Source organism: Nocardia sp. IBHARD005 (assembly GCF_052814245.1).
Genome location: NZ_CP199935.1, coordinates 3,938,536 through 3,951,008, shown reverse-complemented (window position 1 = coordinate 3,951,008; position 12,473 = coordinate 3,938,536). Strand labels below are relative to the sequence as shown.

At 66.8% G+C, this 12,473-nt stretch carries 13 protein-coding genes and 1 pseudogene; 10 read left to right on the top strand and 4 right to left on the bottom strand.

The genetic code is table 11. The annotated features are described in order from the left end of the window. The first annotated feature begins 148 nt into the window (after positions 1–148). The 5 genes from ACTWPB_RS18505 to ACTWPB_RS18485 all read left to right on the top strand — a co-directional run bounded on the left by ACTWPB_RS18505 (position 149) and on the right by ACTWPB_RS18485 (position 4,914). Positions 149–1,555: a family 2B encapsulin nanocompartment shell protein gene (locus ACTWPB_RS18505; RefSeq protein WP_446221858.1), complete on the top strand. Its 1,407-nt coding sequence runs from the start codon at positions 149–151 to the stop codon at positions 1,553–1,555. A gap of 12 nt (positions 1,556–1,567) precedes the next feature. Further along, complete coding sequence (locus ACTWPB_RS18500) at positions 1,568–2,923, top strand: family 2 encapsulin nanocompartment cargo protein terpene cyclase (RefSeq protein WP_446221857.1); 1,356 nt, start codon at positions 1,568–1,570, stop codon at positions 2,921–2,923. Beyond that, positions 2,920–3,792 (top strand): geranyl diphosphate 2-C-methyltransferase, encoded by an 873-nt coding sequence (locus ACTWPB_RS18495; protein ID WP_446221856.1) that lies wholly within the window; start codon positions 2,920–2,922, stop codon positions 3,790–3,792. Before ACTWPB_RS18500 ends, ACTWPB_RS18495 begins: the two co-directional genes overlap by 4 nt. Beyond that, positions 3,789–4,349, top strand: a complete 561-nt coding sequence (idi, locus tag ACTWPB_RS18490) for an isopentenyl-diphosphate Delta-isomerase (protein WP_446221855.1) — start codon at positions 3,789–3,791, stop codon at positions 4,347–4,349. The genes ACTWPB_RS18495 and idi overlap by 4 nt, the downstream gene beginning before the upstream one ends. 211 nt (positions 4,350–4,560) lie before the next feature. After that, a complete protein-coding gene (locus ACTWPB_RS18485) occupies positions 4,561–4,914 on the top strand; it encodes a hypothetical protein (RefSeq protein ID WP_446221854.1) in 354 nt (117 codons plus the stop codon). 66 nt (positions 4,915–4,980) lie between these two features. Here the strand turns inward: ACTWPB_RS18485 and ACTWPB_RS18480 are convergent. Both ACTWPB_RS18480 and ACTWPB_RS18475 read right to left on the bottom strand, forming a co-directional pair. Further along, positions 4,981–5,166: pseudogene (locus ACTWPB_RS18480) on the bottom strand (Asp/Glu racemase); the annotation flags it as partial. A gap of 21 nt (positions 5,167–5,187) precedes the next feature. Beyond that, the gene (locus ACTWPB_RS18475; RefSeq protein ID WP_446221853.1) at positions 5,188–5,916 is read right to left on the bottom strand and encodes a GntR family transcriptional regulator; all 729 of its coding nucleotides are present in this window, start codon (positions 5,914–5,916) and stop codon (positions 5,188–5,190) included. 106 nt (positions 5,917–6,022) lie between these two features. Here ACTWPB_RS18475 and ACTWPB_RS18470 point away from each other — a divergent pair, with 106 nt between their 5' ends. Continuing rightward, positions 6,023–7,201: a serine hydrolase domain-containing protein gene (locus ACTWPB_RS18470; protein WP_446221852.1), complete on the top strand. Its 1,179-nt coding sequence runs from the start codon at positions 6,023–6,025 to the stop codon at positions 7,199–7,201. A gap of 211 nt (positions 7,202–7,412) precedes the next feature. After that, on the top strand, positions 7,413–8,636 hold the full coding sequence (gene ilvA / locus ACTWPB_RS18465) for a threonine ammonia-lyase (protein WP_446221851.1): 1,224 nt from the start codon (positions 7,413–7,415) through the stop codon (positions 8,634–8,636). 178 nt (positions 8,637–8,814) lie between these two features. On the opposite strand, the gene argH is transcribed toward ilvA, so the two are convergent. Both argH and ACTWPB_RS18455 read right to left on the bottom strand, forming a co-directional pair. Further along, complete coding sequence (gene argH, locus ACTWPB_RS18460; RefSeq protein ID WP_446221850.1) at positions 8,815–10,233, bottom strand: argininosuccinate lyase; 1,419 nt, start codon at positions 10,231–10,233, stop codon at positions 8,815–8,817. Between the two features lie 208 nt (positions 10,234–10,441). After that, positions 10,442–11,638 carry an argininosuccinate synthase gene (locus ACTWPB_RS18455; RefSeq protein ID WP_446221849.1) on the bottom strand — a complete coding sequence of 399 codons (1,197 nt, stop codon included), beginning with the start codon at positions 11,636–11,638 and terminating at the stop codon, positions 10,442–10,444. Positions 11,639–11,904: 266 nt separating this feature from the next. Between ACTWPB_RS18455 and ACTWPB_RS18450 the strand changes: the two genes are divergently transcribed. The 3 genes from ACTWPB_RS18450 to ACTWPB_RS18440 all read left to right on the top strand — a co-directional run bounded on the left by ACTWPB_RS18450 (position 11,905) and on the right by ACTWPB_RS18440 (position 12,425). Beyond that, positions 11,905–12,045 carry a hypothetical protein gene (locus ACTWPB_RS18450; protein WP_446221848.1) on the top strand — a complete coding sequence of 47 codons (141 nt, stop codon included), beginning with the start codon at positions 11,905–11,907 and terminating at the stop codon, positions 12,043–12,045. A 30-nt stretch (positions 12,046–12,075) separates the two neighbouring features. Further along, entirely contained in the window at positions 12,076–12,207 is a 132-nt protein-coding gene (locus ACTWPB_RS18445; RefSeq protein WP_446221847.1) for a hypothetical protein, read from the top strand. A 62-nt stretch (positions 12,208–12,269) separates the two neighbouring features. Next, positions 12,270–12,425 carry a hypothetical protein gene (locus tag ACTWPB_RS18440; protein WP_378917529.1) on the top strand — a complete coding sequence of 52 codons (156 nt, stop codon included), beginning with the start codon at positions 12,270–12,272 and terminating at the stop codon, positions 12,423–12,425. The last annotated feature ends 48 nt before the right edge of the window (positions 12,426–12,473 follow it).

Here is a 12,473-nt window from a genome sequence, read left to right as displayed (position 1 = left end):
GCCAGACCTTCTCCGCGCTGGACCATCTATTTCGCGCAGGACCATTTCGCTTCGCACTGTTACCCACCCCCCAAGCCTGTCGCGCACTGTCGCGTCACGCAGGCCGATCGGCCGTGCCGATTTCCGTCCCGAGGTGAGGACAAATGCCATGACCATCGAAATGCCGTTGCCCACAGACAATTCCGCGCGCAAGAGCCTGAGCACCACGGCCGCGCAAAAGCTGACACATACCACCAAGTCCGAACCGCAGATGCAGGGCATCAGCTCGCGCTGGTTGTCACGCGCACTGCCATGGGTGCAGGTCGCGGGCGGTATCTACCGGGTCAACCGCAGGCTCACCCATACCGTCGGCAACGGGGAAGTCGAATTCGTCGTCGACGGATCCAGGGCCAGGGTGATACCCCAGGAACTGCGCGAGCTTCCGCCGCTGCGCGATATCGACGACGACCAGCTCCTGCGGCCGCTCGCGGAGAATTTCGTGCAGTACGACCTCGATGCGGGAACAGTAGTCGCCGAATTCGGCAACCCGATGGATCAGGTAATCCTTGTCGTTCACGGGAAACTCGCCCGACTCGGCTCCGGTGAATACGGCGAGTCGACCAAACTCGGCATGCTTTCCGGCGGCGACTACTACGGCGAGGAAATGCTCACCGATCCCTCCGCGATCTGGCCGGACACGGTGAAGACGGTGACCAAAACCACCATTCTCTGCCTGCCGAGGCAACAATTCGAGCAGTTCCTCGAGCTCAATCCGGAGCTGGATCAGATCCGCACCGAAGCGGCCCAGCTGTCGAGCCGGATCAAGAACTCCAAGGGCGAAGCCGATATCGAGATCTCCTCCGGCCACTCCGGCGAACCCCTGCTCGAGGGCACCTTCGTCGACTACGACGCCAGCCCCCGCGAATACGAACTGAGCCTGGCTCAGAGCGTGCTGCGGATCCACACTCGCGTCGCCGACCTGTTCAACGATCCGATGAACCAGGTCGACCAACAGCTGCGACTCACCGTCGAAGCACTCTACGAACGACGCGAATACGACCTGGTGAACAACCCCGAGTTCGGTCTGCTGCACAACTGCGATCTCAAACAGCGCATCACCACCGAATCGGGAGCGCCGACCCCCGACGACATGGACGAGTTGCTCAGCATGCGGCGCGGCACCAAATTCTTTCTCGCACACCCGAAAGCGATCGCCGCGTTCGGTCGCGAATGTACGCGCCGCGGGCTGTATCCCGATCCCGTGGAGTACCAGGGTCACCGGGTGCCTGCCTGGCGCGGGGTGCCCTTGCTGCCGTGCGGCAAGATCCCGGTCAGCAACACCCAGACCACATCGATCATGGCGATGCGTATCGGTGAGAAGGATCAGGGTGTCGTGGGTCTGCATCAGACGGGTATTCCCGACGAATACGAGCCGAGCCTCAACGTCCGGTTCAAGCAGATCGACGACCAGTCGATCATGTCGTACCTGGTGAGCTGCTACTACTCCGCCGCGGTCCTCGTTCCCGATGCGCTCGGCGTACTCGACGACGTGCTCGTCGCACGCCGAGCCGACTGATCGGCGCGGACGGTGTCCATCCTCACCAGGGCCGGTGCCCCGATCGCGGCCGGCGATCTGGCCGTCGCGGTGGCGGCCCTGTTACACGGCGCCGCCGCCCCGGCCGACCTGTTCGCCGGCGCCACGCCACCGCCCCGGCGAGCTTCGTCACTACTGTCGATACCCCGACCCAGCGTCCCGAAATCACCGCTCACACAACGGGCTTCACTCTCGCCACCCGAAGAGGCCACCCACACCCCGCACCGAGTCGGCACCGTCACGCCACGTCGTTTACTCGGCCCGACTGGGCTCGGCACTTCCGGCCTGCGATTGTTCCCGACCCAGCACTCCCCTGCCGGATCGTCGAATTCCATTGGTCAACAGGCTATTCCGGCTCTCTACTGCCCACCTCCCGAGCGCGACGACCCGGCATTGGCCGAGGCCGTCAACGCGGGTCTGCTCGCCTGGGCTGCCGAGATCGGTCTCTACGAAGGGCGCCTCGACGAGCTCGGCAAGGCCGATTTCGGACGGCTGATCATGCTCGCCCATCCCGATTGCGACGATCCGCACCTGCTGCTCGGCGCCGCGCGCTGCGCGGTGGCGGAATGGTCGGTCGACGACTACTACTGCGAGGAGGACGCCCCTGGCGACACCGCACCCGACGGCACCCCGTCCAGCGCCGCCGCCGAACTCGGGCCAAGGCTCGAATTGGCGGCCGCCGCGATGGATCCAGCCCATCTGCCCGCCCGCTACGCACCCAGGCTCGAACAGGCCATGCAGGCCGACCCGATCCTGCGCGCGTTCCGCACCTCGTTCGCGCACCTGGCGGGGTTCGCGAGCCCGGCACAGCTCGCCCGGTTACGCACCGAGATCGCGGGATGGTTCATCGCACTCGGTGCCGAGGCGGGCTGGCGCGCGGCACACCGGATGCCACCGGTCTGGGAGTACCTGACCAATCGGCAGCCACACAGTTTCCTGCCGTGCATGGCACCCATCGACGCGGTCGGCGGTTACGAACTCAGCGCCGCCGACTACGCCGACCCCGCGGTCCGACGGGTGGTCACCACCGCCGCGCTGGCCGCCCAGATGGTGAACGACCTGTATTCGATGGCGCGCGAGGATCTTTCGGGTGGCAGGGAGTTCAACCTGCCGACGGTCTTGGCCGCCGAGGAGGGCTGCAGCCGGGCCGAGGCCGTGCAGCGAACAGCCCAGATCCATGACGAATTGATGCACCGCTTCGAACGGGAGGCGGCCCCACTCGCCGCCTCGGGCTCACCCCAGCTGCGCCGCTTCCTGGCCGGCCTATGGGCCTGGATGGGTGGCAACCGCGCCTGGCATGCGGGCAGCCGCCGCTACCACGACACCACACCAGGAGAGGACGACAGATGACCATCGTCAACACCCCCGACCGCACGGTCCTGCGCACCACCTACCAGCGTTCGGTCGCGGCGTACTGGAACAACAATCCCAACGACGACCGGGTCAATACCGAACTGGGCAAGGTCGACGGCCTCTACCACCACCACTACGGCATCGGCGAACCCGACTGGTCGGTGATCGAGGGCCCCGAACAGACCCGCCAGGAACGGATCGTGCGCGAACTGCACCGCCTCGAGACCGCCCAGGCCGACTACCTGCTCGACAACCTCGGCGGCATCACCCCCGACGACCGCCTGATCGACGGTGGATCCGGGCGCGGTGGCACCAGCTTCATGGCCGCCGACCGATTCGGCTGCCACGTCGACGGCGTCAGCATCTCCGAGTACCAGGTCGGCTTCGCCAACGATCAGGCCAAGACTCGCGGGGTGACCGAGCGGGTCGGGTTCCACTTCCGCAATATGCTCGACACCGGCTTCGCCGACGAGTCGGCCCGCGCCATCTGGACCAACGAAACCACCATGTACGTCGACCTTTTCGATCTCTTCGACGAATTCGCCCGCGTGCTCGAACCGGGCGGCCGGTACGTGTGCATCACCGGCTGCTCCAACGATGTCACCGGCGGCCGGTCCGCCTCGGTCAGCTGGATAGACGCGCACTACGGCTGCATGATCCACCCGCGCAGCGAGTACTTCCGCGCCATGTCCGACAGCGGCCTTGTCCCCACCACGGTCGTCGACCTCACCCCCGACACCATCCCGTACTGGGAGTTGCGCACCCATTCCGAGCTCGCCACCGGCGTCGAGCAGCCCTTTCTCACCGCCTACCGCGAGGGGAGCTTCCAGTACCTGATGATCGTCGCCGATAAGGTGTCCAGGTGACCGAACAGCTCGCCGACCCGTCGACCGACCGTGAAGCCATGCTTGTCGAGTTGGTCGACGAATCAGGTGTAGCGATCGGAGCGTGCTCGGTGGCCGATGCTCATCGGCCACCGGGCACGCTCCACCGCGCCTTCTCCGTGCTGCTGTTCGACCGGCACGGGCACGTCCTGCTCCAGCAGCGCGCCGCGGTGAAAACCAGGTTCCCGCTGCAGTGGGCCAACACCTGCTGTGGGCATCCGGCGCCCGGTCAGGCGGTTGTCGAGGCCGCCGCGATCCGGTTGCGCGAGGAGTTCGGGATGGTCGCCGAGCTCACCGAGGTCGGTGTGTTCACCTACCGCGCCGGCGACGAGCGGACCGGTCGCATCGAACACGAATACGACCACGTCCTGATCGGCGCCGTCGGCGACCTGCCCCCGCAACCGGACCCGGCCGAGATCGCCGGCTGGGCGTGGATCCCGGCGCAGGCCGTGCGTGCCGACTTGGCGGAGAACCCTGGCAAGTTCACGCCATGGCTGGCCCAGGTGCTCGAGATCGCCGAACAGGCCCATCAGCACTGACCAGGGCTGTCCCTGCTAGCTCTGACCAGGGCGGTTCCTGCTAGCTCTGACCAGGGCGGTTCCTGCGCAGGCTACCGGATAGATGCGCATATCTATATCTGTAGATGTTTCTGATTCCTTGGCGAAATCACAGGCTCACCACAGTCCGCGAACAGGCCACCCGGCGAAGCTGGACTCCGAACGGTCCGCACGACGGCGAGTGAGGTATGTGATGGTCGAGGTCGAGATCAACGACGACACGGTGACGGTCAATGTGCTCGGTGGGCATCGCCTACTCGCCCTGCGCCAGCAGGTCGTGATCGACCGCGCCGCGATCACCGAGATCGCCACCGCCGAAGTGGACCTGCGGCCCCCGTGGGTGCGCGCTCCCGGCACCTTCATCCCCGGCGTGATCGCGGCGGGCGTCTACCGCGGCAAGGGCCGCAAAGAATTCTGGGACACCACTTTCGGCGGCAGCGCGGTCCGGATCGACCTGGACGGGCCCGACTTCACCCGCCTGGTCGTCGACGTCGACGATCTCGAGGCGGTGCTGAACGCCCTGAGCACCGAGACCGCCCGCGTCTGAACAGCATTCACGAGCCGAAGAGTTCCAGCAGACCCAGATAGGTCTTCGGCGGCGGTGTCGCGAACGCTCCCCGACCCCCTCGGTGACGATCTCGCGCGCGTCCGGGTCGGTCTCGAGCGCGAGTACCGGTACCTCACCCGCGTGGATCCCGCGGCAGAACCATTGCATCCCCTAGTGTTCCGCCAGATCCGCAGCTCGCCCTACGGTGCGACCGAGCGTCGTGACGACACCGAATCCGCGACCGAGATAAGTATCAGCGGTTTCCCGGGAATTTCACGCCTGTTGCACCGAAGGTATATCTTCCGGCGCGAGCAGTCCGGTGTCGGCCGGCAGGGTCGCTACCACCGTTTCCAGCCTGCGGTGGTGCTGCTCGGCGGCCACGAGCAGGCGGTCGATGTCGCGCGCGAGGAACGCGTCGAGCATGGCGATATGGTCGATGTGCAGTCGCTCGCGGTCGAGCCGGTCGATGTGGACCATCGACTGCACCGGTTCGGTGACATTCCACGCGGCTTCGAGCATGTGCAGCAGCCGGAACATCCGCGACGGCCGCGTCAGCGCCACATGGAAGCTGCGCGACTGTCGCTGGTATGCCTCGGGATCGTCGTCGAGGATGGCACGTTCGAGTAGCTCGTTCACCGCGAGCAGGTGCGCGCGTTCGGGCTCATCGGCGTGCATCGCGGCCGCGGCGAGTGAGGCCGTCTCCAAAGTGTCACGCACGATGTACATTTCGCGCAGTTCACGGGCGGTGAGCTGGGCAACCTGGTAGCCGCGTTGCTGGCGGTGGGTGACCAGCCCCTCGCCGATCAGCGTCTCGAGCGCCTCGCGGACCGGGATGTGACTCACCCCGAACAGCTCGGCGACTGCACGCAAGGGGATCACGGTGCACGGCGGTACGGCACCGTCGAGGATCACCCGGCGCAGTTCGCCGAGAATCACCTGCGGTCGGCCTGGCTCATCGACCACAAGCCTTGCGAGCAGCGCTGATCGTCGTCCCGGGGGCATGCACACATGCTATGGACCGTGTATTGCGCGCGGACTGTTCGATGTGACAGCTGGGAAACGATCACCGTACCGACCGGTCCCTAGTGCGTGATGGCATCCTCGGAGGATGGAAGTTTCGACAGCGCAGTCGGTGGATCGCCGTTTCGTGCGTTTGGTCACCGTCTTCGACCATCTGTTCCGCAAGCCCTCGCACGGCGGTGGCGCGTTGTGTGTGTATCTGCACGGCGAGCCGGTGGTGGATGTGTGGGCAGGCTACGCGAGTCCGGGTGTGCCGTGGACCGCCGAAACGGTGGCATTGGGCTTCTCCACCGGAAAAGGTGTGGCCTCCACAGTGATTCACCAGTTGGCCGATCGTGGGCAGCTCGACTACGACAGCCCCGTCGCCGAGTACTGGCCGGAGTTCGCGGCGGCGGGCAAGGCTGACATCACTGTGCGCGATGTGCTCACCCACCGTGCCGGCCTGCACCGTCTGCGTGGTCTGCTGCCCGGCCCGATCGAGAGTTTCCTCGACGACAACGCCGTCACCGCCGCGCTGGCCGCGGCTACCCCCGACCCACGGCGCCGACTCACCAGCGGCTATCACGGAATCAGCTACGGGCACTTGGCCGCCGAGATCGTCCACCGTGTCACGGGTCGTGAGTTCGTCGATGTCGTGCGCACCGAACTCGCCGAACCCCTTGGCGCCGAGGAACTCTGGTTTCGGGTGCCGCACGACCAGCGCCACCGCATCGCCACCACCTTCCCGCGCCTGCGCGCCGCGGGTATGGACTGGGACACCGGCTCCGATCTGCTCACCCGCACCCGCTTCGCCGCCGCCGCGGAAACCACGCCCCGCGGATTTGCCGACCTGATCGTCGATGCGCGCGTCCACGATTCGGTGATGCCCGGCGTGAACGGCGTCTTCTCCGCCCGCGCCCTGGCCCGCGTCTACGCCGCCCTCGCCAACGGCGGCGAACTCGACGGCACCCGCGTCCTGTCCCCCGACTCGATCCGCCGCTTCGCCACCCGCCAGGTCTTCACCCCCGACTACGTTTTGGCCTTCCGTATTCCCTGGGCCATGGGCTTTCACGGTGTCCCGATGAAACCCTCCAAGTCCGACCCCATCTCGGCCTTCGGCCACTTCGGCCTCGGCGGCTCCGGCGCCTTCGCCGACCCCGAGACCGGCTTGTCCCTCGCCTTCGTCACCAACCGCCTCGGCGGCAAACTCACTCCGCTCGGCGATGCCCGCCTCACCCGCCTCGGCACCATCGCCCACAACATCGCCAAGGCCGAACTCCGCCCCTGACGCCGTACGCCCAGACACCTGGCGGCGGCTCGCCCATGACACCGACCGCTGACTGGACGGTTGATCACTAGGCGATCAGGTAGGCATCGCCCAAGTAGCAATCACCATGGTTGCCTGATGATCACACGTCCAGGAGGCGACGGTCGATGAACTCCGCCTGATTCGGACCACGGCACCTCGTTCCACGCCGTGGGACGCCGGGCCTGGCACCATGTGGCGAATGGAGACCGTGGGACTGGAGCGGATCGAGGCGGCAGCGCGACTGTTGGCGCCCGTGATTCGGCGGACGCCGACTGTGGGGTCGCGGGTGCTGTCGGAGCGGGCCGGCACGCAGGTGCTGCTCAAATGTGAGAACTTGCAGCGGACCGGGTCGTTCAAGCCGCGCGGGGCCTACAACCGGATCGCGAATCTGCCTGCGGCGGAGCGGGCGCGGGGTGTGGTGGCGGCCAGCGCCGGTAATCACGCGCAAGGGGTGGCGTGGGCGGCGAGCGAGCTCGGGATCTCCTCGACGGTGTTCATGCCGGTCGGGGCGTCGCTGCCGAAACTGGTCGCCACGCGCGCCTATGGTGCCGAGGTGCATCTGGTGGGCGCCACGATCGACGAGTCCTTGGTCGCCGCACAGGAATTCGCCGAACGCACCGGCGCGACCCTGATCCATCCCTTCGATCATCCCGACATCGTCGCTGGTCAGGCGACGGTCGCGCTGGAGATTCTGGAGCAGGTTCCCGACGTGGGCACGGTCGTCGTGCCGACCGGTGGCGGTGGGTTGCTCGCGGGCGTGGCGGTGGCGTTGCACGCGCTGGCGCCGCATGTGCGGGTCATCGGCGTGCAGGCGGCCGAGGCGGCGGCGTGGCCGGATTCGCTGGCGGCGGGCAGACCGGTTCGGGTGCCACGGATGTCGACGATGGCCGACGGTATCGCGGTCGGGCTGCCGGGTGCGGTGCCCTTCGCCCATGTCGCCGAGTTGGTGTCCGAGATCGTCACTGTCGAGGAGGACGCGCTGTCGGAGGCGCTGCTGCTCTGCCTCGAGCGAGCCAAACTCATCGTCGAACCCGCGGGCGCGGCAGGTGTCGCCGCCCTGCTCACCTCTGCCCTGCACGACCTCCCCGGCCCGGTGGTGACGATTCTGTCCGGCGGCAATATCGACCCGCTGCTACTCACTCGCGTCATCGGCCACGGCCTCAGCGCCGCGGGCCGCTACCTCGCCATGCACGTCACCATCGACGACCGCCCCGGGGCACTGTCCGAACTACTCGGCGTCGTCGGCCGCGCGGGTGCCAGCGTGGTCGACATCGTGCACTCACGCACCGGAATCTGGCTCGCGGTCGACGAGGTAGAGGTCTCGCTCACCGTCGAGACACGTGGTCCCACCCACCGCGACTCCGTTCTCGACGCTCTGCGTGCGGCAGGCTTCCGGGTGCACGCCGAGCTCTAGAAAACCCAGTGTGCCCCACCGAGTTCCAGCACCGGAGATGACGAGCAGAATCCACGACATGACGAGCCTCTTGTCGCACTCCGTGTACGGCTACCCTCGTCCGGGCTCACGCCAAGCTGTCACACCGGCAACCGCTCGGCAAGCAGGTGGTGGGTGATCACCACCTGCCGATCAGCGGTCAGCGCAGCCAGGCGCGCGCGTCGGCGGCGTTTTTGCGAACCTCGTCGAGCTGCTCGGCCACCCGCACACCGGCGGTACCACCGCGTGCGTTGCGCGAGGCGATGGAGCCCTGCACCGTGAGCACTTCGCGCACACCGGCGGTCAGCGCCGGGTCGACGGCGGCGAATTCGGCGTCGGTCAGCTCGTCGAGACCGACTCCACGCGCCTCGGCCACCCGCACACACGCACCGGCCGCTTCGTGGGCGACGCGGAACGGAACGCCTTGGCGCACCATCCATTCGGCGATGTCAGTGGCGAGAGTGAAACCGGCAGGGGCCAATTCGGCCATCCGGTCGGTGTGGAAGGTGAGGGTGCCGACCAGTCCAGCGATGGCGGGCAGGAGCAGTTCCAGCTGGGCGACCGAGTCGAACAGTGGTTCTTTGTCCTCCTGGAGGTCGCGGTTGTAGGCCAACGGCTGGGCTTTCAGCGTTGCCAGCAGACCGGTCAGGTTGCCGATCAGGCGCCCCGCCTTGCCGCGAGTCAGCTCCGAGACATCGGGGTTCTTCTTCTGCGGCATGATCGACGAGCCGGTCGACCAGGCGTCGGCCAGCGTGACGTAGCCGAATTCCGGTGTGCTCCAGATGATGACTTCTTCGGCCATCCGGCTCAGGTCGACACCGATCATGGCCAGCACGAACGCGGCCTCGGCGGCGAAGTCACGCGAGGAGGTCGCGTCGATCGAATTGGCCGCGGAGGCAGTGAAATTCAGCTCCGCGGCGATCTGCTCGGGATCGAGGCCGAGCGAGGAACCGGCCAGCGCGCCCGAACCGTAGGGCGAGACGGCAGCGCGCTTGTCGAAGTCGCGCAGGCGTTCCAGGTCGCGCAGCAGCGGATGCGCGTGGGCGAGCAGGTGATGCGAGAGGAGTACCGGCTGCGCGGCCTGCAGGTGGGTTTTGCCCGGCATCACGGCGTCGGGGTGCGCGGCGGCCTGCGCGACCAGGGCGTCGACCACGTCGAGCACACCGGCGGCGACGCGACGCACACCGTCGCGCAGCCACATCCGGAACAGGGTCGCCACCTGGTCGTTGCGCGAGCGACCGGCCCGCAGCCGACCACCGAGCTCGGTGCCGACCCGCTCGATCAGCCCACGCTCGAGCGCACCGTGCACATCCTCATCGGAGTCGGCCGGGCCGTAGGCGCCCGAGTCGACGTCGGCGGCCAGCGCGTCCAGACCGGCCAGCATGGCGGGCAGATCATCGTCGGCGAGCAGCCCGGCCTTGTGCAGCACGCGAGCATGCGCCTTGGAGGCGCGAATGTCATAGGGCGCGAGCACCCAGTCGAAATGCGTCGACTTGCTCAGCGCCGCCATCGCCTCGGCGGGACCGGACGCGAATCGCCCACCCCAGAGCGCACCTTCGTTGGTTCCGACGTGGGTCATCGTGTGCCCTTTCCCGGGTGTCGATCGGCGACAGCGGTCACGGCACAAGCGCGCACAAGGACCGCCCTTTCGAGCCTAATTGCTGACTGATCTCGCAAGTACATGGGCAACTCACCGGGCACGCCCAGAACGCTGGCGCATCCCAGGGTGAGCCCGGCAAGTCACACGACCACCACCCCACGACCGGCAACAGTCGCGGGGAGGCGGACTAGCGCAGGTCGCGGCGGGCGGCGACCTTGGAGGACAGGCCGTGGATCTGGACGAAGCCCTTGGCCAGCGACTGGTCGAAGGTGTCGCCCTCGTCGTAGGTGGCCAGGTTGAAGTCGTAGAGCGACTGCTCGGAACGACGGCCGTTGACGACCGCGGACCCACCGTGCAGCACCATCCGGATCTCGCCGGTCACGGTCTGCTGGGTGTCGGAAATGAAGGCGTCGAGCGCGCGCTTGAGCGGGGAGTACCACAGGCCGTCGTAGGCCAGCTCGCCCCAGCGCTGCTCGACCTGGCGCTTGTAGCGGGCCAGTTCACGCTCCACGGTGACGGCTTCGAGGGCCTGGTGCGCGGTGATCAGCGCGATGGCACCCGGTGCCTCGTAGATCTCGCGGCTCTTGATGCCCACGAGCCGGTCCTCGACCATGTCGAGACGGCCCACACCCTGACGACCCGCACGCTGGTTCATCTCCTCGATGGCCTGCAGCACCGAGACCGGGCGGCCGTCGATGGCGACCGGCACACCCTTGTCGAAGGTGATGATGACCTCGTCGGGCGCCTCGAAGTTCACCGTCGCGTCGGCGGTGTAGTCGTAGACGTCCTTGGTCGGCGCGTTCCACAGGTCCTCGAGGAACCCGGTCTCGACCGCGCGGCCCCACACGTTCTGGTCGATGGAGAACGGCGACTTCTTGGTGACGTTGATCGGGAGCTTGTTCTCCTCGGCGAAGGCGATGGCCTTCTCCCGGGTCCAGGCGTAGTCGCGGACCGGGGCGATGACCTCGAGGTCGGGCGCGAGCGCGCCGATGCCGACCTCGAAGCGGACCTGGTCGTTGCCCTTGCCGGTGCAGCCGTGCGAGACAGTGGTGGCGTTGTGGAACTTCGCGGCCTCGACGAGGTGCTTGACGATCAGCGGGCGGCTGATGGCCGAGACGAGCGGGTACTGGCCCTGGTACATGGCGTTGGCCTGAATGGTGGGCAGGCAGTACTCGTCGGCGAACTCGTCGCGCGCGTCGACCACGATGGCCTCGACGGCGCCGCAGTCCAGTGCGCGCTGCCGGATCGCGCTCATGTCCTCGCCGCCCTGGCCCAGGTCGATGGCCACGGCCACCACCTCGGAACCGGTCTCCTTCGCGATCCAGCTGATGGCGACGGAGGTGTCAAGCCCACCGGAGTAGGCGAGTACGACGCGATCGGACATGTCTGTTGTGCTCCTCGAAGTCTGGGACGTACGGGCTGCCCTGAGCAGTATGGATGCTCCGGCCGCCGGTTCGGCTCACGCCGTTGCTACAAATGATTATGCATGATGATGCAATCTCATTCATAACTGGGGGGTGCCGAATCGGTCCCGCCACGCCGAAATAGCCGATTACCTGCGATGACACTGCCACACCCCTTGGCGAGTACCCCCGGCTGTGAGACGCTGGTCACAGCAGATAGCCACGGGTCGGGACCGAAGGAGCCATCATGCAGTCGCTACGTGATTTCGCCGAGGCCAACTACGACCTGATCGGGACGGTCGTCATCGGACTCGGAAACTTCGGCCTGACGGTCGCCAAGACCGTCATAGAGCTCGGCACCCCACTGCTCCAGGGATTCTTCGCCTGACCCACTGACGTCGAATCCAGGGAGCACACCATGGACGAACTCCTGCAGTTCCTGTCGGACAATTACGAAGCCGGCGCCGCCCTCGGCCTCTATATCGGCCGCACCGCCTTCGAGATCACCGCACCGCTGACCTTGCTGATCCTGAACTTCCTCAACTCCTGATACCGCACGTGTGGCACGCTGGGAGCGCACTATTCGGCTCGCCACACGGGAGGACGAACAAGATGCTCCACTACATCGCCCAGGAATTCTCGACCCTCGGCAACGGTGTTCTCGATGTCGGCAGGGCCGTCGTCGAACTGGTCCAGAACATCATCGACATCGCCACACCGAACAACCAGGGTGGCGGCGCGGGCGGCGGACAGTACCCGTTCAACTGAGAGCCCCACCCCAGACGTTCACCGCCCTGGCGATGCGCATGGCTACCG

Coding starts and splice junctions, on each gene's coding strand:
- ACTWPB_RS18505 (WP_446221858.1), top strand. CDS start 149: ATGACCATCGAAATGCCGTTGCCCACAGACAATTCCGCGCGCAAGAGC.
- ACTWPB_RS18495 (WP_446221856.1), top strand. CDS start 2,920: ATGACCATCGTCAACACCCCCGACCGCACGGTCCTGCGCACCACCTAC.
- ACTWPB_RS18485 (WP_446221854.1), top strand. CDS start 4,561: ATGGTCGAGGTCGAGATCAACGACGACACGGTGACGGTCAATGTGCTC.
- ACTWPB_RS18475 (WP_446221853.1), bottom strand. CDS start 5,916: ATGCCCCCGGGACGACGATCAGCGCTGCTCGCAAGGCTTGTGGTCGAT.
- ACTWPB_RS18470 (WP_446221852.1), top strand. CDS start 6,023: ATGGAAGTTTCGACAGCGCAGTCGGTGGATCGCCGTTTCGTGCGTTTG.
- ilvA (WP_446221851.1), top strand. CDS start 7,413: ATGTGGCGAATGGAGACCGTGGGACTGGAGCGGATCGAGGCGGCAGCG.
- argH (WP_446221850.1), bottom strand. CDS start 10,233: ATGACCCACGTCGGAACCAACGAAGGTGCGCTCTGGGGTGGGCGATTC.
- ACTWPB_RS18455 (WP_446221849.1), bottom strand. CDS start 11,638: ATGTCCGATCGCGTCGTACTCGCCTACTCCGGTGGGCTTGACACCTCC.
- ACTWPB_RS18450 (WP_446221848.1), top strand. CDS start 11,905: ATGCAGTCGCTACGTGATTTCGCCGAGGCCAACTACGACCTGATCGGG.
- ACTWPB_RS18445 (WP_446221847.1), top strand. CDS start 12,076: ATGGACGAACTCCTGCAGTTCCTGTCGGACAATTACGAAGCCGGCGCC.
- ACTWPB_RS18440 (WP_378917529.1), top strand. CDS start 12,270: ATGCTCCACTACATCGCCCAGGAATTCTCGACCCTCGGCAACGGTGTT.